21 protein-coding genes and 1 tRNA gene are annotated in these 19,813 nt (G+C 40.2%); 6 read left to right on the plus strand and 16 right to left on the minus strand.

What is annotated here, in order from left to right:
• Positions 1 to 15 precede the first annotated feature (15 nt).
• From plsX to PARA_RS01250, 5 genes are all read right to left on the minus strand, one after another.
• Positions 16 to 1,035, minus strand: coding sequence for a phosphate acyltransferase PlsX (gene plsX, locus PARA_RS01230; RefSeq protein WP_014064177.1), 1,020 nt, complete (start codon positions 1,033 to 1,035; stop codon positions 16 to 18).
• Between the two features lie 21 nt (positions 1,036 to 1,056).
• Entirely contained in the window at positions 1,057 to 1,227 is a 171-nt protein-coding gene (rpmF, locus tag PARA_RS01235) for a 50S ribosomal protein L32 (RefSeq protein ID WP_005544470.1), read from the minus strand.
• Between the two features lie 22 nt (positions 1,228 to 1,249).
• On the minus strand, positions 1,250 to 1,774 hold the full coding sequence (gene yceD, locus PARA_RS01240) for a 23S rRNA accumulation protein YceD (RefSeq protein ID WP_014064178.1): 525 nt from the start codon (positions 1,772 to 1,774) through the stop codon (positions 1,250 to 1,252).
• Positions 1,775 to 1,907: 133 nt separating this feature from the next.
• The gene (locus PARA_RS01245; RefSeq protein ID WP_014064179.1) at positions 1,908 to 3,752 is read right to left on the minus strand and encodes an ABC transporter ATP-binding protein; all 1,845 of its coding nucleotides are present in this window, start codon (positions 3,750 to 3,752) and stop codon (positions 1,908 to 1,910) included.
• A gap of 76 nt (positions 3,753 to 3,828) precedes the next feature.
• Positions 3,829 to 4,719, minus strand: coding sequence for a cupin domain-containing protein (locus tag PARA_RS01250; RefSeq protein ID WP_014064180.1), 891 nt, complete (start codon positions 4,717 to 4,719; stop codon positions 3,829 to 3,831).
• Positions 4,720 to 4,822: 103 nt separating this feature from the next.
• Here PARA_RS01250 and PARA_RS01255 point away from each other — a divergent pair, with 103 nt between their 5' ends.
• The gene (locus PARA_RS01255; RefSeq protein WP_005698020.1) at positions 4,823 to 5,167 is read left to right on the plus strand and encodes a carboxymuconolactone decarboxylase family protein; all 345 of its coding nucleotides are present in this window, start codon (positions 4,823 to 4,825) and stop codon (positions 5,165 to 5,167) included.
• Positions 5,168 to 5,237: 70 nt separating this feature from the next.
• Here PARA_RS01255 and PARA_RS01260 read toward each other — a convergent pair whose 3' ends face one another.
• Positions 5,238 to 6,293 carry a glycosyltransferase family 9 protein gene (locus tag PARA_RS01260; RefSeq protein WP_014064181.1) on the minus strand — a complete coding sequence of 352 codons (1,056 nt, stop codon included), beginning with the start codon at positions 6,291 to 6,293 and terminating at the stop codon, positions 5,238 to 5,240.
• Positions 6,294 to 6,394: 101 nt separating this feature from the next.
• The gene (locus PARA_RS01265) at positions 6,395 to 6,703 is read right to left on the minus strand and encodes a toxin-antitoxin system YwqK family antitoxin (RefSeq protein WP_014064182.1); all 309 of its coding nucleotides are present in this window, start codon (positions 6,701 to 6,703) and stop codon (positions 6,395 to 6,397) included.
• Between the two features lie 299 nt (positions 6,704 to 7,002).
• Between PARA_RS01265 and PARA_RS01270 the strand changes: the two genes are divergently transcribed.
• A complete protein-coding gene (locus PARA_RS01270; RefSeq protein ID WP_014064183.1) occupies positions 7,003 to 7,728 on the plus strand; it encodes a 3-deoxy-D-manno-octulosonic acid kinase in 726 nt (241 codons plus the stop codon).
• 52 nt (positions 7,729 to 7,780) lie between these two features.
• Here the strand turns inward: PARA_RS01270 and PARA_RS01275 are convergent.
• From PARA_RS01275 to glyQ, 9 genes are all read right to left on the minus strand, one after another.
• Positions 7,781 to 7,857 (minus strand) — tRNA-Ile (locus PARA_RS01275).
• A 90-nt stretch (positions 7,858 to 7,947) separates the two neighbouring features.
• Positions 7,948 to 10,014: a glycine--tRNA ligase subunit beta gene (glyS, locus tag PARA_RS01280; protein WP_014064184.1), complete on the minus strand. Its 2,067-nt coding sequence runs from the start codon at positions 10,012 to 10,014 to the stop codon at positions 7,948 to 7,950.
• A 46-nt stretch (positions 10,015 to 10,060) separates the two neighbouring features.
• Positions 10,061 to 10,531 carry an OsmC family protein gene (locus PARA_RS01285; RefSeq protein ID WP_014064185.1) on the minus strand — a complete coding sequence of 157 codons (471 nt, stop codon included), beginning with the start codon at positions 10,529 to 10,531 and terminating at the stop codon, positions 10,061 to 10,063.
• Positions 10,532 to 10,828: 297 nt separating this feature from the next.
• Positions 10,829 to 11,194 carry an endonuclease domain-containing protein gene (locus PARA_RS01290; protein ID WP_014064186.1) on the minus strand — a complete coding sequence of 122 codons (366 nt, stop codon included), beginning with the start codon at positions 11,192 to 11,194 and terminating at the stop codon, positions 10,829 to 10,831.
• A gap of 5 nt (positions 11,195 to 11,199) precedes the next feature.
• Positions 11,200 to 12,465 (minus strand): histidine-type phosphatase, encoded by a 1,266-nt coding sequence (locus PARA_RS01295; protein ID WP_014064187.1) that lies wholly within the window; start codon positions 12,463 to 12,465, stop codon positions 11,200 to 11,202.
• A 9-nt stretch (positions 12,466 to 12,474) separates the two neighbouring features.
• Positions 12,475 to 12,921: a hypothetical protein gene (locus tag PARA_RS01300; protein WP_014064188.1), complete on the minus strand. Its 447-nt coding sequence runs from the start codon at positions 12,919 to 12,921 to the stop codon at positions 12,475 to 12,477.
• A 4-nt stretch (positions 12,922 to 12,925) separates the two neighbouring features.
• Positions 12,926 to 13,183 (minus strand): hypothetical protein, encoded by a 258-nt coding sequence (locus PARA_RS01305; RefSeq protein ID WP_014064189.1) that lies wholly within the window; start codon positions 13,181 to 13,183, stop codon positions 12,926 to 12,928.
• Positions 13,183 to 13,833, minus strand: a complete 651-nt coding sequence (locus PARA_RS01310; RefSeq protein ID WP_014064190.1) for an FABP family protein — start codon at positions 13,831 to 13,833, stop codon at positions 13,183 to 13,185. The genes PARA_RS01305 and PARA_RS01310 overlap by 1 nt, the downstream gene beginning before the upstream one ends.
• A gap of 52 nt (positions 13,834 to 13,885) precedes the next feature.
• Positions 13,886 to 14,794 (minus strand): glycine--tRNA ligase subunit alpha, encoded by a 909-nt coding sequence (gene glyQ, locus PARA_RS01315; RefSeq protein ID WP_005695296.1) that lies wholly within the window; start codon positions 14,792 to 14,794, stop codon positions 13,886 to 13,888.
• 227 nt (positions 14,795 to 15,021) lie between these two features.
• Between glyQ and PARA_RS01320 the strand changes: the two genes are divergently transcribed.
• The 4 genes from PARA_RS01320 to PARA_RS01335 all read left to right on the plus strand — a co-directional run bounded on the left by PARA_RS01320 (position 15,022) and on the right by PARA_RS01335 (position 19,789).
• Positions 15,022 to 17,001 (plus strand): TonB-dependent receptor plug domain-containing protein, encoded by a 1,980-nt coding sequence (locus PARA_RS01320; protein WP_014064191.1) that lies wholly within the window; start codon positions 15,022 to 15,024, stop codon positions 16,999 to 17,001.
• Between the two features lie 73 nt (positions 17,002 to 17,074).
• Positions 17,075 to 17,860 (plus strand): helical backbone metal receptor, encoded by a 786-nt coding sequence (locus PARA_RS01325; RefSeq protein ID WP_014064192.1) that lies wholly within the window; start codon positions 17,075 to 17,077, stop codon positions 17,858 to 17,860.
• Between the two features lie 227 nt (positions 17,861 to 18,087).
• Positions 18,088 to 19,065 carry a FecCD family ABC transporter permease gene (locus PARA_RS01330; protein WP_014064193.1) on the plus strand — a complete coding sequence of 326 codons (978 nt, stop codon included), beginning with the start codon at positions 18,088 to 18,090 and terminating at the stop codon, positions 19,063 to 19,065.
• Positions 19,058 to 19,789, plus strand: a complete 732-nt coding sequence (locus PARA_RS01335; protein WP_014064194.1) for an ABC transporter ATP-binding protein — start codon at positions 19,058 to 19,060, stop codon at positions 19,787 to 19,789. Before PARA_RS01330 ends, PARA_RS01335 begins: the two co-directional genes overlap by 8 nt.
• Positions 19,790 to 19,813: the final 24 nt, after the last annotated feature.

Consider the following 19,813-nt stretch of genomic DNA (forward strand, 5'->3'; position numbering starts at 1 on the left):
ATCAAAACTTATTAATTAATAACGTTGTAAACCCGCCAAGATTTTTTGTGGAATTTGCAAACGCGCTTGCAAAGCTGCATCCGCAATTGCACGAGCAAATGCATCCACATTTGCGCTGCCATGGCTTTTCACCACAACAGCTGTTAATCCGAGTAAAGATGCTCCATTATATTCATCTGGGTTAATGCGTTTCAAGCGATGATAAGCATCCTTAAAGAAAAAACGCAGAATAAATTTAGCAAATGATTTAAAAATAGGCTGTTTTTCTTTTCCTTTCAGAAGAGATAACAGATTCTTAGCGGCCCCTTCAAGGGTTTTTAATGCAATATTTCCCGAAAACCCATCACTCACGATCACATCAGCCACACCATTTAATAAAAAGTTACCTTCAATAAAGCCGGTATAATTAAGTGCGGTTGATTTTTCTAATAAATTCGCAGCTTCACGGATGGATTGATTCCCTTTAATTTCTTCCACACCGATATTGAGTAAGGCAATGCGTGGATAAACTAAGTTCAATCGGTTTTCGGCAAAAATCGAGCCCATGATAGCAAATTCATAAAGATTTTGAGCAGAACATTCTACGTTTGCGCCTAAATCTAACATCACGGTTTTATCTCCCGTCATCGACGGTAATAAGGATACCAACGCCGGGCGTTGAATTCCCTCTAAAGGCTGTAAGAGAACCTTTGACAATCCCATCAATGCCCCTGTATTTCCTGCGCTGACACAACCTTGCGCCTCACCTTTCTGAACCATTTCAATAGCTAAACGCATAGAGGTGCCTTTGCTATGACGCAATGCATGAGAAATACCTTGATTGTTATCAATAGTCTTCGTGCAATGATGAATTTGAATACGTTCTAAAAGGGAAGAAGGGGCATTTTCCAGTAAGGGGGAAATTTGTTGGCTATCGCCAAACAGCACTAAAGAGAGCATTGGATCTGCTTCCAACGCTGAAAGAGATGCGGGGATAGTAATACGGGGACCAATGTCCCCGCCCATCACATCTAACGCTAAGGTTAGACGGTTCAAGTGAATACCTTATAAGTAAAATTACTTATTGATCACTTTGCGACCACGATAGTAACCATCAGCAGTTACATGGTGGCGTAAGTGGGTTTCACCGCTTGCTTTATCCACTGATACTGCAGCAGTAGTTAATGCATCGTGTGAACGACGCATATCACGACGTGAACGAGATTTTTTGTTTTGTTGAACAGCCATTGGCTATACTCCTAAATTTAATTTACTTTTGCTTTAAATTAGCTAATACAGCGAACGGGTTCGGTTTTTTTGCCAATTCTTCAGGCAATTCGCCAAAAACCTGTTCGTGCGCGGACACTTCACAGTGTTCAGATGAATGCATTGGGACAAGCGGTAGAGCTAAAATAAGTTCGTCTTCCACTGCACCAAGTAAATCTATTTCGCCAAACTCATTAAATTCGATTGGCTCATAAATTTCCGGCAAGTCATCAGCCTGATCCCAATTAGCCACTGGACTATACATAAAATGACATTCCAATGTTTGTTTGAATGGCTCGCCACAACGTTGACAGTCTGACTCGACATCAACTTGTACTTGCCCTTTCATTACCACTAATTTTTGTGGATCAATATAAAACGATAATGTTACCTGTGCATCGCTGAGCACTTTCCCCGTAGATTCAGCTAAACGCACTAACTGACTAGCGGTATAATAACCATCATAATCAATTCTTTGTTGAGCGTCTTTAACCGGATCAACGGTTAGGGGTAGTTTTACCTTTTGCATAGGGTGCGAATATTACCTGTTGTCAATAAAATAGTCAAAGGAAATTCGCACTAATTATAAGAAAAGTTCAATCTCTATCTAAACTCTCTCAAGATTTACACCTTTGCAAAGTGCGGTCATTTTTTCCTGTGTTTTACTCGGCATGCTCACTCAAGAAGCCACCACTTTGGTGTTTCCAAAGGCGAGCATAAAGCCCATTTTGTTCAAGCAACTCTGCGTGAGTCCCTTGCTCAACAATTTGTCCTTTATCTAACACGATTAAACGATCCATTGCTGCAATAGTGGATAAACGGTGAGCAATGGCAATAACCGTTTTATTTTCCATCATTTTGTCGAGGCTTTCTTGGATCGCCACTTCCACTTCGGAGTCTAGCGCACTGGTCGCTTCATCCAAGAGTAAAATTGGCGCATCTTTTAACATGACACGCGCAATGGCAATACGTTGGCGTTGCCCTCCAGACAGTTTCACCCCGCGTTCACCAACATGAGCATCATAGCCTTTTCTGCCTTGCGCATCGCTGAGATAAGGGATGAAATCGGCTGCTTCCGCACGTCTAGCCGCATTGATCATTTCTTCGTCCGTTGCAGTTGGGCGACCATAAATGATGTTATCGCGGACAGAACGGTGTAAAAGTGAAGTATCTTGTGTCACTAAACCAATTTGACTACGAAGGCTTTCTTGGCTTACATCTAAAATATTTTGACCATCAATAGTAATTGAGCCTTCTTGTGCTTCGTAGAAACGTAGAAGTAAATTCACAATGGTTGATTTACCCGCACCAGAACGACCAATTAAGCCTACTTTTTCGCCTGGTTTGATGGTGAGATTAAAATGGTTAAGCAATGGTTTATTCGGATCATAAGCAAACGAAATATCATTAAATTTGATCTCGCCTTGTTTCACTTCTAGTGGAACACAATCAGGTTTATCAACAATAGTATGCGGTTTAGTCAACGTTGCCATACCATCATTCACTGTCCCAATATTTTCAAACAAGCGTGCCGATTCCCACATAATCCAACGGGAAAGTCCATTTACACGTAACGCCATCGCGGTTGCAGTCGCCACGGCTCCCACGCCCACTTGGCCGTTTTGCCATAACACCACACCTAAAATCGCAGTGCTTAACGTTAAGAAGATATTGGTTGCGTAAGTTAAAGTATCTAATGAACTCGCCAAACGCATCTGTGCATGCACAGTGACCATAAATTCTTCCATGGAACGTTTTGCATAATTCGCTTCTCTCGCATCATGTGAAAATAGTTTCACCGTTGCAATATTTGAGTAAGCATCCGTAATACGCCCCGTCATGAGAGATCGCGCATCTGCTTGTCGTTGTGCTGTTTTCGCTAAACGTGGAATAAGCAAACGTAAAATAGTCACAAATGCCACAATCCATAAGAAAAACGGCACTAAAAACCAGGTATCTAAAGCCGCAAGTACTAAGCCTGAAGTAATAAAATAGACGGCAACATACACCAACATATCCCCAATGGTCATGACGGTATCACGCACCGCAAGGGCAGTTTGCATTACTTTCGCCGATACACGACCTGCAAATTCATCTTGGTAGAAGCTTAAGCTTTGTCCTAGCATCAAACGGTGGAAATTCCAACGCAAACGCATTGGAAACACCCCTTGTAACGTTTGTAAGCGTACATTCACGCCCACGAATGACCATACAATACTGAAAATGAGCAAGGCAGCCATACCTGCGAGCAAATGCCCTTTTTCTTGCCAAAGCGTGCTTGGTGTATAAGCGCCTAGCCAGTCCACCAACAATCCCATAAATTGGAAAAGTAAGGCTTCCATCACCCCAGTACCGACTGTCAATACCGCGAGTAAAAAGATCCAGCCCTTCATGCCATCAATGCTTGACCAAATAAAACGGAACAGGCCTTTTTCAGGGGTCGTTGGATTGCTTTCCGGATAAGGATTTAAACGGTTTTCAAACCATGAAAATATTTTATTAAACATAACAATACCTTAAAAAATTAAAGGCGACAGAGCCGCCTAAAGTGCGGTCATTATAGCGTAAGTTTTGAACGATGGGCTAGGTTTTGCGAAATTGACTCGGTGAAAGCCCATAAATCGCTTTAAACGCCTTACTAAAATGCGCTTCTGATTGATACCCTATTTCAAGGGCAATAGCTAAAATGGTCTTTTGCGTATTTTTCAATAAAACAGCCGCCATTTCTAACCGCACTTGTGTGAGAAATTTTCCTGGAGGCATCCCAAGTTGTTGTTGAAAGATACGCATAAAGGTCGCACGAGACATGGAGGCCAACTCTGCTAATTGCTCAATATTCCAATCTAATTGAGGTGAAAACAGGATCTTTTCAAGGACTTGATTCAGTCTTTTATCCTGCAACGCGGCTAATAAGCCTTGATTGAGCAAACCTATTTGTTGAGCATGACGCAAAATATAAATAAACAACACGTTTGATAATGCATCAATCACCGATTTTGTACCTTGCTCCGGTTTCTCGGCTTCTTGTAAAAAAAGTGAAACCAAAGGCTGCACAGGTGTATTTTGCAGCGAAAGATGCAAATAATCTGGTAACGAATCAATTAATAATGACGGTTTTTGATAATAAAATGTCCCACAAAACATCTTCAGATCGGGCGTACCTGCTCCTATTTGATGAACATTAAAAAGTGCATTTGATTGCTCTCTCTGTAGGCTATTCTCTCTTTTTTGTTGAGAACTGCCCAAAAAGTGCGGTCGATTTTGAGGGAGAAAAAAGAGATCGCCTTTCTTCAAATGAAACTGTTTTCCCGCAAAGGTTACCCAACACTCACCTTGCTCGATTAAATGAAATAAACCTTGATATTCCGCCGCATCTGGCTGATGTTCAACTTGCCAATCCCCTTGAAACAAGCAGCGAATATTAATTTCCCCTCGCACTTGCGCCAGCTGTGTTAATTTATCTAAATAATCCATCGTGAGATTTTCCGTCTAAAAGTTAAGACAATTTGACAAGTATCATACGCTAATCTGCTTATAATTCCTCTTGAAATTTGTACTTAATTTAAGGAGAAGAAATATGTTTGCAGATTGGAAAAATGATGTAGCACACGTTAAAAAATCATTCGGTGCATTAGGTAAAAAATACCCTAAAATGTTACAAGCTTATGGCGCACTAGGTGCGGCGGCGGCAGAAGGTAACGTATTAGATGCCAAAACCCGTGAATTAATTGCATTAGCGGTTGCCGTAACAACACGTTGTGAAAGCTGCATTGGCGTGCACGCTGATGAAGCGGTGAAAGCAGGTGCAACTGAAGAAGAAGTGGCAGCAGCATTAGCGATGTCTATCGCATTAAATGCAGGTGCGGCTTACACTTACTCTCTTCGTGCATTAGAAGCTTACAACGCACAAAAAGGCGAATAATTCGCAAGGAACTTTATGATTCTTTTAGCCCTCATTTGAGGGCTTTTTTGTATTTAAAATTGACCGCACTTTAAAACAAATTCAAGGCTCTCATCTGAGCCACCACTTGTTCCACCTGAATTTCAGCCATTAAATTTTTACCTTTTAATTTGGTCGCCCAAGGCAATTCGCTTGAAGGTTTTCCTTGTTCTTTTTGCACATTTTCTTCATATACCGACACCACATTATCCAGATTATGATAAGGTGCAGTGCGCAATGGGTTGTGGTAAGCATATAATCCAATCACTGGCGTACCTTGCGTGGTCGCAATATGAGCCGGACCTGAATCGGGCGAAATCACCAAATTTGCTTGATGAATTAATGCAGCAAGTTGTTTTAAACTGGTTTTTCCAGAAGCATCAACTGGTTTAAAATCACAAAGTGCGGTAATTTTTTTCACCATGTCTAATTCGCGTTTTGCCGGCGAGCTACAAAAAATCACATTCACATGGTGTTGATGAGCAATATTTGCCACTTCCGCATAACGCTCCACCAACCAATCTTTCTCGGCTTTACTGGAGCAAGGAGAAATAATCAGATTTTTACGCATTGGATCAATAAACTGTTTGGCGTATTCCCGATCTGAATCAGAGATTGCCAATTGCCAAGAAAGTTTCTCTGCCGGTGGCACACCAAGATAATCCGAAAAAGCCATGAAACCGTCTAGCACATGGGGCGTTTCAGGATCTTGAACTCGACAGTTTACAAACAACCACTGCCCTTCTCGAGAACGTTTTTTGCCAAACCCAATTTTATATTTCGCTTGAATACCAAGAGAGATAATCGAAGCACGAAATGCCGTCTGCATATTCAAAAGCGCATCAAATTGATTGTTTTTCAAAAACATCCATAAATTCCACACGCCTTTCCAACCGCTCTTTTTATCGTAAGGAACAAGTTCCACACCTTCAATACCAGAAAGCAAGCCCATTTCTGTTTTACCCACAATCCACGTTAATTTGGTTTGCGGCCAATACCGTTGAATATGCTGCACCACAGCAAGTGCATGACAAACATCACCCACCGCAGACAAACGCAAAATACAAAGTGATTTAGGAGGTGAAGTAAAAAGTGGAGAATGGGACATTTGAATTCCTCGCGCATTTAATTTCCGTCTATTAACCCAAAATAATTTAATGAAAACAAAGGGCGAATTTATTTAATTCGCCCTTTTATTTATCTAGCTTGCTACTTTTTAGGACCTAATCCTTCCGCAACAATATGCCCTTTCACATAGTGCTTAGTAAAGATAACGTTACCATCTTTATCAAAATATTTCCACATTCCTTGCTCTACGCCATTTTTTAATTCGCCTTGCGAGATAAGTGTTCCTGATTCATCATAATATTTAGTCGTTTTGACGCCATTTATTTCAACCACCTCCGATTTTATATTACCGTTAGGATGAAAAGTCTGATTCTCTATTGTTGAACGAATATACGCCGTAGCAGAACCAATACAAAAAAGTGCTAAAACCGTAAATAGAGGTTTTTTCATAGCTAATTTCCTCATATTAAATAGAGAGTCATCAAAATAATTTCTGGAAAAAGTGTAACCTAACAAAATAAATATGTAAAATAGTGCTTTTCACTTCTATTCATTTTATAACATAAAATCACACTGCAAGCGGTAAAATTCTGCGAAAATTTTACGAATTAACAAAATACAGATATCTCACTACTTATGTGATCTGCTTCACAACTTTGACATAAAATAAGATGAAAAGCTTGTAATGCTAGAAAATCAGCGTATTTAAAGTAGAATGAGGGCATTTTCTATAATTCGGTTCAACTAAAATGCTTGAATTCCAACAAGATAATCAATTCTTTCTTTTCAATCTCACAGAAAAACCAACAGAGCCCGCTTCATTTTTTGAATCGGCTTTTTGGGAAAAACAACAACGTATTACCGGTTCAGCCAAAGGACGTGGCACAACCTACTTCCTGAATACAAAAGATCTGTTTGGGGTAAACACTGCCCTTCGTCACTATTATCGCGGCGGTTTATGGGGAAAATTCAACAAAGATCGCTATCGTTTTCAATCATTGAGTGAAACTCGCAGCATGGCTGAATTTCAGCTTTTAACTCAACTCCATCAAGCAGGCGTTGCCGTACCTAAACCGATTGCTGCTCGTGTTAAAAAAGGCAAATTAGGGATTTGTTACCAAGCGGATATCTTGATAGAAAAGATCGAAAATGCCCAAGATCTGACCGCACTTTTACAAATTCAACAACTACCGAATGACATCTGGCAAGCCATTGGTAAATTAATTCGTCAGTTGCATGATTTGCAAATTTGCCATACGGATCTCAATGCTCATAATATTCTCGTTCAACAACTCGAAAATGAACAAAAATGTTGGCTCATTGATTTCGATAAGTGCGGTCAAAAATCAGGAGATTCTTGGAAACAAGACAACTTGGAAAGATTACACCGCTCTTTTGTCAAAGAAGTCGGCAGAATGAATATTCAATTCAATGAAGAAAATTGGACTGAATTATTGAAAGGATATAACGCCTAAAACGCGTTAGAGAAAGGCAATAAAAAAGACCGCCTAATGCGATCTCTGAGAATGGTCCCCCTTGCCGGACTTGAACCAGCGACCAAGCGATTATGAGTCGCCTGCTCTAACCGACTGAGCTAAAGGGGGAAAGTGCGGTTGATTATAGAGAAATAATCATTTGAAGTCTATATACAAAAGGATAGTCGTTGGAAAATTGACCATCCTTTTTTAGATTCATTATTGCAATAGCGAAATATCCGCTACTTGTAGGAACAAGCCTTGCAACGTGTTTAAAATCGCTAAACGGTTTTGGCGTAATGCTGGATCTTCAGCATTTACCATTACGTTATCAAAGAAACTGTCTACCGGTGCGCGTAAGTTCGCTAATTTATCTAATACTGCGGTGTAATCGCCTTTTGCAATAAGCGGTTGTACTTCAGTGCGTAATGCAAGTACCGCTTCAGAAAGGGCTTTTTCTGCTGGCTCTACACAAGCGGTCAAATTAATCTCGCCAATTGCAGCATCCGCTTTCGCTAAAATATTGCTTACACGTTTATTTGCTGCTGCTAACGCTTCCGCTGAATCTAAAGTACGGAAGTGTGATACCGCACGCACACGCGCATCAAAGTCAGCTGGACGAGTTGGACGACGCGCCAATACCGCTTGAATCACATCCACCGCAATACCTTCATCTTGATACCATGCACGGAAACGACCGAGCATGAAGTCCACCACATCGGCAACCACATTTTGATTTGTGAGTTTATCACCGAAAAGTGCGGCTGATTTTTTCACTAAATCTTCTAAATCAAGTGGTAAGTTTTTCTCAACGATAATACGTAACGCACCTAATGCCGCACGACGTAATGCAAATGGGTCTGCGCTGCCTTTTGGTGCTTGGCCGATGCCGAAGATCCCCGTTAAGGTGTCAAATTTATCGGCTAAAGCGACCGCACTTGCAACGAGTGATTTAGGTAATTCATCCCCCGCAAAGCGTGGCATATATTGTTCGTTTAATGCGACTGCCACTTCTTCGTCTTCACCATCATGACGAGCATAGTGCATACCCATTACGCCTTGCGTATCGGTAAATTCAAACACCATGTTGGTCATTAAGTCACATTTTGACAGTAAGCCTGCACGTTTTGCTTTTGCTTCGTCTGCACCGATTTGTTTTGCAATTTCGCCTGCCAGTTGCTCAATGCGGTCAGTTTTGTCTTTTAATGTACCAAGTTGTTGTTGGAACAACACGGTTTCTAAACGTGGTAAACGATCAACCAGTTTTTGTTTTAAGTCAGTTTTAAAGAAGAATTCCGCATCGGTTAAACGTGGGCGAACCACTTTTTCGTTACCTTCTATAATCGCGGTTGGATCTTCAGGGTTGATGTTCGATACAAAAATAAAGTGTGGTAATAATTTGCCGTCTTTGTCATAAATCGGGAAATATTTTTGGTCGCCTTTCATGGTGTAAACCAAGGCTTCCGCAGGCACCGCTAAGAAACGTTCTTCAAATTTTGCTGCTAACACATTTGGATATTCCACCAATGAGGTCACTTCTTCAAGCAAGCTTTCTTCAATATCAGCAACGCCGCCAAGTGCGGTCGCTTTTGCTTGAGATTTTGCAAGAATTTCTGCTTTACGCTCGTTGAAGTCGGCTACCACAGAACCTTTTTCACGCAATAATTGTGGATATTGGTCAGCATGTTGAATTTCAAATTCTTTCTCACCTAAGAAACGGTGACCGCGAATGGTGCGAGCACTTGCCACACCTAAAATTTCGCCTTCGATTAACTCATCACCTAACAACATAGTCACAGTATGAACCGGACGAATAAATTGCACGGTTTTATCTGCCCAACGCATTGGTTTTGGAATTGGCAATTTCGCCAACGCATTTGCAACGATGCCGTTAAGTAAGTTTTTGGTCGGTTGACCTTCAATTTTCGCACGGTGAACTAACCATTCACCTTTATCAGTTGCAATGCGCTCTGCCTGATCAACGGTAATACCACAACCGCGTGCCCAGCCTTCTGCCGCTTTGGTCGGTTTGCCTTCCGCATCAAAAGCGGCTGACACTGCCGGCCCGCGTTTTTCAATTTCTTTGCTTGGTTGCTGTGTGGCTAAGTTCAACACTTTCACCGCCAAACGACGTGGTGCTGCAAACCATTCGATTTTGTCGAAAGTTAAACCTGCTTGGTTTAATTCCGCTTCAACGTTATCCGCAAAAGAGGTTGCTAATGTTTTGAGAGCTTTTGGTGGCAGCTCTTCTGTGCCGATTTCTACTAGGAAGTTTTGGGTTGTCATTTTGTTTTCTCTGGTAAGGTGCGATTTGGCACCATTTTATTTTAATTTAATCTTTTTCAATAATGGCTTCACATTTCACCGGAAAATTAAGTGAATTTGCGATAAAACATGCCTGATGCGCATTTTCATGTAATGCCAATGCCTTAACGGCATCCGACTCACTTGAAATTCTCACACGAGGATTTAATGTTGCCGAAATGAAGCGTCCTGCATGCTCAGAACTGCCTTCATCCATAATCGCTATTGCTTCATCACGGTATTCTTGCACAATAATGTTATTAACAGCACAAAAATGTAAATACCATAATTTATGGCAAGCAGAAATAGAGGCTAATAACATATCTTCTGGATTCCAACGTGTTTTATCACCACGAAAAGCTGGATCAGAAGAACCTAAAATATTAGGTTTATTCAATGCCGAAGCAATAAAATCCCGCTCATACGCAGTATAAGAAGAAGTGCCCCGCCCTAAATTTCCAACCCACTCTACGGTAGTTTGATAAATATGTTGCTTCATTATATTTTCCGTTATCTCTTATAGCGTATGTAAATTAAGAAATTCATGTCCTATTTGATTATTTTCTTCGTTTTCACTTCTGCCAAATCTCCCCTACCCCTCTTTGCTAAAGAGGGGATTGGATCTTTGCAGAGTTAAATATCTATGTTTTACTTTAACGTTTTTTGAAAGCAGATAATTTAATCTCTATTGAAATTAAAATGTAAATGAGCGAGTTACTATCAATTTACTCAAGAATTCCCCCTCTTTAGCAAAGAGGGGTAGGGGAGATTTGGCAGAGCGACTTAACGCTCATACTCAATCAGCCCTTACATTCTCTAAAAACAAATAAATCTGCTCTACTACACTTTCAATTTCTCGCATTACTTCATCATTGCTAAATCGCATCACCGTAAAACCAAGTGAATTTAATTCTACATCTCGCAATGCGTCTTTTTCCTGATAATCAGGTTCATAGTGCTGACTACCATCTAATTCGATAATCAGCTTTGCTTTCGCACAATAAAAATCAACGATATAACTTAAAAGTGGCTTTTGTCGATTAAATCGAAATCCTAATAATTGATCTCGATTGATACGTTGCCATAATTTTCTTTCTGCATCCGTCTGCTCCACTCGCAATTTCTGCGAATTCTCTTTTAAGTATTTTTCATAGGATTGCATGAAAGTTACTTCTTACCGTTTTCAATACTCTCCATCAACACCTGCTGAAAACGCTCGTAATCACAAAAGCCATTTTCATCTTTTTCACAGCCTTTGAGGGTTAATGCTGTTTGGTTTGGTGGTGTCGCTAAACTTAATGGCGTAATGTTAATCAGCTGTTCAGTGGTTTGATAAACATAATCCAACTTAAATTTGAGCTTACCACTTGGTTTGTGCTTCCACACTTCAAATAGCAACTTGCCACCGATTGGGATATTTTCTAATGAATCATCCAACTCATAAGGCTCAACACCTAATGCTGCAAGCAGAGCGACGATATTAGAATCGTGTCCAACCAACAAGCTAATTTTGTTTTCACTGTTTAGCTGTTGCTGAATAAATGCCAATAACGGATATGAGGCATTTTGTGCCAATGCTTCGTTATTTTTAAATAACGTGCGGTAATATTCGTTTTTAATTTCATTAATTGCACGCCATTTTTCTTGGCTATCCACGCGGCCGTTTGCGATTTCTGAATCAGGCTTGCCCACATAATGGGCGAGCAATAATGCGCTGACAATTTTCTTCCCTGTGCTAATAGCGCCGGTAATTTTAACCGATTTGCCGTCTTTAATACTGTACTCACCGACTTTTCCACCTAAATCACATTCGCCTTTTTGCAAGCAGTTTGGTGAGTTTTTGTAATCGATAATTTCACTCAATAGCGCATAATTTGGCGCTAATTTTTGCTGTAAAGCGGTTAAATCAACGTTATTTTTTGCAGATTCAATCAAGGCTTGGCTTGGATTGTGTGCTTGTGTATTAAAAATTGGATCTTTTTCTGAACCAATTTCACCACGATGTTGTAATTGCACATTACATCCGGCAAAAGCACCTGCCACAATGGCTTGCCCCGTTGCAACTGTGCGTTGCACACCATTTGCATAAGCAAAAATGCCTTCGCCCGATACACAAAGTTCTGTTGTTAGTAACCCTTTATCTGCAAGCCATTGACCTAAATATTGTCCGAAATAGGTTTCTAGCACCGTCCCTTTTGCCGTGAGATATCCTGATGGCACATTCCATTTTGCCCATTCATAAGGGGAATATTTCGCCATTTCTTGCGGATCTTTTTCCACTGGTGAACGCAATCCATGTCGGCTAAAAATCAATACTTTCTCTAATTCATAATCAGAACTTGAGGAAGTTTGACCATTTTCTGTTGCAAATACACTACTTGCTAAAGCTGAGCCGAGCAAAAGTGCGGTGAATTTTAGGGTTATTTTTTTCATATTCGAGACCTAATCATTTAATGTTGAAATTGAGCTATAAAAATTCAAGGCATATTTGGCGCCATAAACTAACACCATAAATACCGCCACAATATTGACTACCGCAAAAAAGATTAGTTGTTTACTGTTGCTCTCCACCCAGAGCATTTTAAATAATGCGAGCGTACCAATATTTTCATCAAGTTCGCTCTCTCCGCTTAGTGTTCTTAAGGTTTTCAGCATCTTGCGTACAAAAGCGACAGTATTTATTGCCATGACGCTGAGTGCAATAAATCCTGAAGCCAAACTTAAAAACAGCACTAGCACATTACTCCACGCCCAATGTGCCCAATTCAGCTCAGAATACATAAATAATGCGAGTGATAAAAACAACACAGCGGGTGTTAAATTTCGCAAAAACATTAAATAGTCATCACCAATTCTAAATAAAAATTGCAAAAAACTGACTTTCTTCATTACTTTAAAAAATCTCTTTTAATTTGGATTCATCTAAAATAACACGGTCGTCATCTAACAATAATGCTGGAAAGCCTGCATAGCCTTGCGCTTTGGCATCATCAAATGCGGCGTGACGATCACGCAAACGCAACCATTGTTTCAAGTTTGGAATGGAAGATAATACTTCCACAGCCTCATAATCCACGCCTAAGCGTTTTAACTCTGCAACAAATGGCTCTGTATCTGGGCAATCTGCCGCATAATAAAGAATAGGTTTCATTATTCATCCTCTTTTTCTGCTGCCGCAGTTGGATTCAATTTCGGTTCACCAATTTTAGTTAAGCGGTTACGATCGCGATGTTCAAATGGTGCATCATAATTCGGGATAATCATGGTTGTGATTTGATCGTATGACCAAGTGCCATCATCATGGAATTTCACCGTCATCTCAAAACTTTCTGTGGTAAATGAACGTTCTAAAAACGGATTCGAAATGATGCCGTTTGTCAATGAACCGCGTACTGCTTTTACGGTGAATTCTTTCGCATCAGCTGGTGCATTACCTACCGCAATAAACGTTTGGCCGCGTGGAATGCTACCTGTTAATAAAATATTACCTGTTTCAGGTTCCCATAACCAATAACCCACTTGGTCGTGGAAGGTTTCTACTTCGCCCGGTTGTACAATATGAGCGTGATAACGTAATCCATAATAGAGTTGCGGACCATTGGTTTGACCATCTGTCGGATGGGCTTCATAATGTTCGATATAAGGATCTTTTTCTGGCCCTTCAGCTTTCGGGTTGATATCCACACCACGCTTACCTTCCCAAACACCCGCTAATCTTGCCAATGGACCTAAATTTGCGAGCGTATTAGGATCGGTTTCAGCTTCAGTATAAATATCGTCTGGGTATTGAAAATCTTTCATCATTTTCTCCTTATATCGTTGTGTTAATGCTTAAAGTGCGGTTGTTTTTTGCCTATTTTTTACAGCCTGGGAAACCTAAGGCTTCACGGCTCGCATAGTACGCTTCAGCCACGCCTTTGGTTAATGCGCGAATGCGTAAAATATAGCGTTGACGTTCTGTGACCGAAATTGCTTTACGTGCATCTAACAAGTTGAAGCTGTGTGCGGCTTTTAAAATACGCTCGTAAGCAGGTAATGGTAATGGACGTTCTAATTCTAATAAGCTTTTCGCTTCTTTTTCGTATTGATCGAAACAGTAAAATAAGAAATCGGTATCCGCATATTCAAAGTTATAAGTTGATTGCTCCACTTCGTTTTGATGGAACACATCGCCGTAAGTAGTTTTGCCAAGTGGGCCATCAGACCAAACTAAGTCATACACAGAATCCACGCCTTGAATGTACATGGCTAAACGCTCTAAACCGTAGGTTACTTCACCTGTTACGGGTTTACATTCTAAGCCACCCACTTGTTGGAAATAGGTAAATTGGGTCACCTCCATACCGTTTAGCCACACTTCCCAGCCTAATCCCCACGCACCCAAGGTTGGGTTTTCCCAGTTATCTTCCACGAAACGGATGTCGTTTTGTGTTGGATCAAAACCAAGCATTTCAAGAGAACCTAAATAGAGTTCTTGAATATTATCTGGGGACGGTTTAATCACCACTTGGAATTGGTAGTAATGTTGTAAACGGTTTGGGTTTTCGCCATAACGACCATCGGTCGGACGACGTGAAGGTTGCACATAAGCAAATGCCATCGGCTCTGGGCCTAACGCGCGTAATGCAGTCATTGGGTGAGAAGTCCCTGCGCCCACTTCCATATCAAAAGGTTGCACAACAGTACAGCCTTGATTTGCCCAATATTCTTGCAAGGCTAAAATCATGCCTTGGAATGTTTTTACGTTGAATTTTGTACTCATAATTTTTTTAATAACAATGTGATGAAAAATACAGGCATTATACTTGAAACTATAAGGCGGATAAAGGCGAAAAAGTGCGGTCAGAAAAATCCTTAAATTTTTTATTTCTCTTAAATTTCATTCATTTTCATGATGAGTTATTTTCATCATGATAGGTTTGCTTGCCAAGCCTCAAATGTGTAAACTGCTGGCGCTTTTATACAGACTTTTATCCTAGGGATTTTAAAATGAAAAAAAATGTGATTACTTCAGCGATTTTATTAGCGATTCCGGCATTAGCGGTGGCTGAGGAAAAAGAAATTCAACTTGAACCAATTCATGTTTATTCAGCTTACGCCACCCCAGTAAACCAAGATCAAACCGCTTCATCTGTTACCGTTTTAACTGAGAAAGATTTTTCAGAACGTAATGCAACTTATGTAAGTGATGTATTGAAAACTGTTCCTGGTGTGGCTATGGGAGCAACTGGTGGTCGTGGTGCTGTAACCAGTTTATTCTTACGCGGAGCTGAGTCTAATCATACCGTTGTTGTGATTGATGGTGTAAAAATGAATCCTGTTAATGATGGTTTTGATTTTGGTGGATTAACATTAAGCAATATTGAGCGTATTGAAGTACTTCAAGGTGAACAATCTGCACTTTGGGGAAGTGATGCGATTGGTGGTGTAGTTTACATCACAACCAAAAGCGGTCTATATAAAGACAAACCTTTCAATATTGATTTTGATTTAGGATTGGGATCTCACCGCACACGTGATGCATCGGCTACTATTTCAGGATATCAAAGCGGCTTCTATTATGCTCTCCATGGAGATAGCCATCGTACAACTGGAATTTCTGTATTGAGCAAAGATAAATTCAATTATAGAGCACTGGACGGTACGTCAATTCAAACAGGTGGAGCAATTGAGCGTGATGGATTCCATCGCGACAATGGTTCATTACGCTTAGGCTATGATGATAATAATAAAGGCGTAGAGGTCTTAGCATCACACTCTTCACAAACGACCAAGAATGATACGTCATTATTTAGTGAAGCGACGGATAAAGACTTTTTCCGTACACGTGAAACCACCTTAAAATTAAGTGGTTATGTCGGTAATAATCAAGAGCTATTTAAGCATAAAGCTAGTGTTAGCCATATCAAAAATGATTATGATTATGTAAGTACATCCCCATACACTCGTGATTGGAAAAAACTTAATGCAAATTATCAACTTGATATTAACTTTGATCGTGAAGGTTATTTAAAACAAGGTGTAAGTGTATTAAGTGAATATCAAAAATCACATTATGAAGCCCAATCTTCTTATTCAATATTCAAAGAACAAAAATTAATTGAAAAAAGTATTGCCACAGAATACCGCTTATTTACAGAAGATGATCATAGTTTTTCTTTAAGTGGGCGTTTTACAGACAGTGATAATTTTAAAAACACTTTCACTAGCCGTATCGCAGGTGCTTACCGTTTATCTGAAAACGTAAAACTCCATGCAAGTTTTGGTACCGCTGTCCATAATCCAAATTTTGTGGAACTTTACGGTTACGGTACATCAACGTCTTCGTACACTCCTGCAATTACTTGGGTTGGAAATCCAGATTTAAAACCTGAAAAAAGCCGTGGTGGAGAAGTTGGTTTCTTATTAGAAACAACTAATAAAAATCATAGTTTAGATGTAACTTACTTCGCTCGTATTGTGAATAACTTTATCGGTAGCGAACCAGTGGCGACAAATGTAACCCGTGCGATTAACGTTAAAGGCAAAACGAAAGTAAGAGGCGTTGAAGTTGCTTATAAAGGTAAAATCACTGATGCGTTGACTGGTTATGTAAATTATACCTATACACAAATCAAAAATGGGGAATCTAGATTAGGTGCTGAAGGGGATGCTTTAATTCGACGCCCGAAAAATACAGCAAATGCAGGCTTAGCATATCAAATTACTGAAAAATTAGGTTCAGATATCAATGTCTCTTATGTTGGCAAACGTTTTGATACCTATTTCCAAAGCGTTTATCCATACGCACAAAAACGCGTAAAAATGCCATCTTACACCTTGGTAAACTTAGGCGTGAATTATAAAGTAGCGGATAGCTTGACGATTTATGCAAATCTTAACAACGTATTCAATAAAAAATATGAAAACGTACTTGGCTATGGTCAAGAAGGACGTAATGTTTACGTTGGGTTGAAAGGATCGTTCTAATTATTACCCACTAATAAGGGCGTGCTTAGCACGCCTTTTTACATTCTTAATGGCGTAGCGTATCATTATCTATATGCAAAAAACTCGCTTAATTTTAACCGCACTTTTCCTTCCGTTTACCGCTCAGGCTTCGGAACAATTTGTCTCGCTTACGCTTTGCAGTGACAGACTACTTATCGAACTGGCTGAGCCTTCACAGATTGCTGCACAGTCACCTTATTCAAAAAATCCGTTGATGATGTTAGACAAAATCAATACCGATAAACCTGTGCTGGAACCGCAATTAACGGAATTATTGCCCTATTTGGATAAAACGATTCTGATTAACGAAACCTTTTATCCCCAATTAGTTGCAGAGCTGAAAAAACTCGGTGTGAAGATTATCCCGATTAACGACAGCCCGCAAACGCCAGATGAATTATTTACGCTGATTCTAGAATTAGGCAAACAACTAGGTAATGAGCAAAAGGCGGCTGATTTAATAACAAAACTCAAATCGCAAAACTTTCACTTAAATCGACCGCTTACCGACACACTAATTTTGTCGGAAACAGGTGTGGTAGAGAGTTATTATCCGCAATATCCTGTACTGTTAAATTTGCTTGGATTAACACCGTTAAAAACACCACTTACCGTACAAAATTTCTCGTTAGAAAAAGTGATTTTAAGCCAACCAAATGTACTGATTTCTCTGACCGACAAACAAGGTTACAATGCACAAGCCGAATTGCTGCAACACCCTATGTTGCAAGATTTCTTCAAAAACCAACCGCTTGTCAGCATCCCGATGAAATATACCTATTGCTTCGATCACGGTGTGTGGCAAGGGGCGGAGAAGATTTATCAACAGTTAAAATAATGTAGCTGACAAATCTCTCCTAACCCCTCTTTGCTAAAGAGGGGAATTATTATGGGAGTAATTTATAATTTTGATATCTATTTTAATTATTCATACATAAAAATTGTAACTACGTCACCCTAGGTTAATTTAATAATGAAATCCCCCTCTTTAGCAAAGAGGGGTTAGGGGAGATTTAACAAACTCAAATTAACAAATGATATTTGGATTACATAGGAAATTGATCATTGACCAAAACACTCAAATTAAATACCGCACTTTTCTTCGCATTGCTGTTGATTAGCGGATTTGCAGTTTATCATCAACTTGGCGATTTCGCGTATCTTAAAAATGCTGATGGCGTGCTCACGGATATGCGCTCGATGGTGCTGTGGGATATTCGTTTTCCGCGCATTGGTTTAGCTTTATTGACGGGCGCTAGCCTAGCGATAGCGGGCAATGCGATGCAAGGTATTTTCCAAAATCCATTAGCGAGTCCAGGCTTACTCGGCAGTAGCGCTGGAGCAACAGCGGCTAGTGTATTTATCCTATATTATTTTGCCGTGCCATTTTCACTGCTCTTAGCCGGTGGTGTGATTGGTGCGCTTTTAAGTTTTTTAATCGTGTATTTGATCGCCAAAAACTACGGTACCACGATGATGATTCTAAGCGGCTTAGCGGTCAATATGTTGCTTGGGTCAGCAATTGCATTACTGCTCTCCAACGCTGAAAGCCCATGGGCATTAGCCGAACTTTATCGATGGCTACAAGGCTCATTGATGTGGGCGAAATTAGATACACTGCTCATTTCACTCCCGATTGTTCTGGCGGGAATTTTTTGTTTATACCACACTCGCCGATACTTAGATTTACTCACCTTTGGTGAAGAAACAGCGAGTACCATGGGCGTGGATCCGAAACGTAGCTTTTTCATCAGCACCTTTGGTGTGGCTTTATTAGTTGGGGCGACCATTCCTCAAACCGGTACCATTGGTTTTATCGGCTTAATCGCACCACACTTCGCCCGTATTTTATTAAAAGCTCGCCCATCACAGCTTTATCTCACCAGTGCATTAATTGGGGCATTATTGCTATTACTAGCCGATTTAGCGATTTTATATATCCCACTGTTCTCCCATATTTACATCGGCACCTTGACCGCACTTATCGGTGCCCCTTGCTTGATTTGGATGTTATTAACGCAACAGAGAAAAATCTATGATTAGAATTGAAAAACTCACCCAAACCTATTGCTTAAATAACATCAACTGTACGCTTCCATCAGGTAAATTGATTGGCATTATGGGCGCCAATGGTGCGGGAAAATCTACCTTATTAAAAACGATTGCGGGTATCTTGCCCCTAAAACAAGGTGAAATTTGGTTTGATGATCAACCATTAAGCAAAATGAATGCTCCCGAAAAAAGCCAATACATTGCTTATCTTGCACAAAATACGCAAATTCATTGGGATTTATCCGTTTATGATGTGATAGCCCTAGGCTTAGCTACGCCCTTACCAAAAGAAAAAGAGCGGTCAAAAATTCAAGCGTTTTCAGAAAAATTTGCGGTAACTCATTTGCTCAATAAGCCATTTCAACAACTTTCAGGTGGCGAAAAAGCGCGTGTACAGCTCGCTCGCTGCTGCATTAAGGAATCCCCTGTTTTATTGGTAGATGAGCCGATTGCGCCACTCGACCCTTATTATCAAATTGATATGATGGAACAGCTTCAATCACTCACACCGCAACACACATGTGTTGTTGCCATTCATCACCTGTCGTTGGCTTATCAATTTTGTGATGAAATTGTTCTATTAGATAAAGGAAAATTGCTGGCAGTCGGTGAAACGAAAGCTGTATTAAATGCGGAGAATTTGGCGAAAGCCTTTCATATTCGTGCTGAGATTGATCCACTGAAAAAGACTATCTCAAAAATTGAAAAGCAATAAAATAAAAGCACTTAGCGATTCACT

Source organism: Haemophilus parainfluenzae T3T1 (assembly GCF_000210895.1).
Lineage (GTDB): Bacteria > Pseudomonadota > Gammaproteobacteria > Enterobacterales > Pasteurellaceae > Haemophilus_D > Haemophilus_D parainfluenzae_A.

Excerpts from the sequence above, each read along its gene's own strand:
- PARA_RS01290 (WP_014064186.1), bottom strand. The coding sequence starts at position 11,194 with ATGCAATCCTATGAAAAATACTTAAAAGAGAATTCGCAGAAATTGCGA.
- rpmF (WP_005544470.1), bottom strand. The coding sequence starts at position 1,227 with ATGGCTGTTCAACAAAACAAAAAATCTCGTTCACGTCGTGATATGCGT.
- glyS (WP_014064184.1), bottom strand. The coding sequence starts at position 10,014 with ATGACAACCCAAAACTTCCTAGTAGAAATCGGCACAGAAGAGCTGCCA.
- PARA_RS01245 (WP_014064179.1), bottom strand. The coding sequence starts at position 3,752 with ATGTTTAATAAAATATTTTCATGGTTTGAAAACCGTTTAAATCCTTAT.
- PARA_RS01285 (WP_014064185.1), bottom strand. The coding sequence starts at position 10,531 with ATGAAGCAACATATTTATCAAACTACCGTAGAGTGGGTTGGAAATTTA.
- yceD (WP_014064178.1), bottom strand. The coding sequence starts at position 1,774 with ATGCAAAAGGTAAAACTACCCCTAACCGTTGATCCGGTTAAAGACGCT.
- PARA_RS01295 (WP_014064187.1), bottom strand. The coding sequence starts at position 12,465 with ATGAAAAAAATAACCCTAAAATTCACCGCACTTTTGCTCGGCTCAGCT.
- PARA_RS01300 (WP_014064188.1), bottom strand. The coding sequence starts at position 12,921 with ATGAAGAAAGTCAGTTTTTTGCAATTTTTATTTAGAATTGGTGATGAC.
- PARA_RS01270 (WP_014064183.1), top strand. The coding sequence starts at position 7,003 with ATGCTTGAATTCCAACAAGATAATCAATTCTTTCTTTTCAATCTCACA.
- PARA_RS01325 (WP_014064192.1), top strand. The coding sequence starts at position 17,075 with ATGCAAAAAACTCGCTTAATTTTAACCGCACTTTTCCTTCCGTTTACC.
- PARA_RS01320 (WP_014064191.1), top strand. The coding sequence starts at position 15,022 with ATGAAAAAAAATGTGATTACTTCAGCGATTTTATTAGCGATTCCGGCA.
- PARA_RS01310 (WP_014064190.1), bottom strand. The coding sequence starts at position 13,833 with ATGAAAGATTTTCAATACCCAGACGATATTTATACTGAAGCTGAAACC.
- PARA_RS01335 (WP_014064194.1), top strand. The coding sequence starts at position 19,058 with ATGATTAGAATTGAAAAACTCACCCAAACCTATTGCTTAAATAACATC.
- PARA_RS01265 (WP_014064182.1), bottom strand. The coding sequence starts at position 6,703 with ATGAAAAAACCTCTATTTACGGTTTTAGCACTTTTTTGTATTGGTTCT.
- PARA_RS01255 (WP_005698020.1), top strand. The coding sequence starts at position 4,823 with ATGTTTGCAGATTGGAAAAATGATGTAGCACACGTTAAAAAATCATTC.
- PARA_RS01305 (WP_014064189.1), bottom strand. The coding sequence starts at position 13,183 with ATGAAACCTATTCTTTATTATGCGGCAGATTGCCCAGATACAGAGCCA.
- PARA_RS01250 (WP_014064180.1), bottom strand. The coding sequence starts at position 4,719 with ATGGATTATTTAGATAAATTAACACAGCTGGCGCAAGTGCGAGGGGAA.
- glyQ (WP_005695296.1), bottom strand. The coding sequence starts at position 14,794 with ATGAGTACAAAATTCAACGTAAAAACATTCCAAGGCATGATTTTAGCC.
- PARA_RS01260 (WP_014064181.1), bottom strand. The coding sequence starts at position 6,293 with ATGTCCCATTCTCCACTTTTTACTTCACCTCCTAAATCACTTTGTATT.